The following is a 405-nucleotide window of genomic DNA, read 5'->3' as shown; positions in this document are numbered from 1 at the left end:
ACCATCGCCTCGGCGGCCAGACGCAGCAGGTTGAAGGTGCCGACGAGGTTGATGTCGATGACGGTGCGGTACTTCTCGAGCGCGTGGACGCCGTTCTTGCCGAGCACGCGCCCCGGGGTGCCCACGCCGGCGCAGGCCACGGCGATGCGCAGCTCACCGAGGTCGGCGGCGGCGTTGACGCCCTGGCGCACCTGCTCCTCGTCGCGCACGTCGGTGGGGACGAACAGGGCGCGCTCGCCCAGGTCGCCGGCGACGGCCTGGCCGTTCGAACTCGGTAGGTCGGCGATGACGACGGCCGCGCCGTCGGCGTGCAGGCGGCGGGCGGTGGCCTCGCCGAGGCCCGAGCCGGCACCGGAGATGAGAGCGACGGTGTGCTGCGTGATCTTCATGTGACGCACTCTAACG

At 72.1% G+C, this 405-nt stretch carries 1 protein-coding gene; it reads right to left on the bottom strand.

The features are described from left to right. A partial coding sequence (locus GO615_RS30070; protein ID WP_169133112.1) for an SDR family NAD(P)-dependent oxidoreductase occupies positions 1-389 on the bottom strand: 389 nt, incomplete at its 3' end. Positions 390-405 lie beyond the last annotated feature (16 nt).

The organism is Aromatoleum evansii (assembly GCF_012910805.1).
GTDB classification, from domain to species: Bacteria; Pseudomonadota; Gammaproteobacteria; order Burkholderiales; family Rhodocyclaceae; genus Aromatoleum; species Aromatoleum evansii.
The sequence above is the reverse complement of the archived record's forward strand: the minus strand, read 5'-3'. Positions and strand labels throughout refer to the sequence as shown.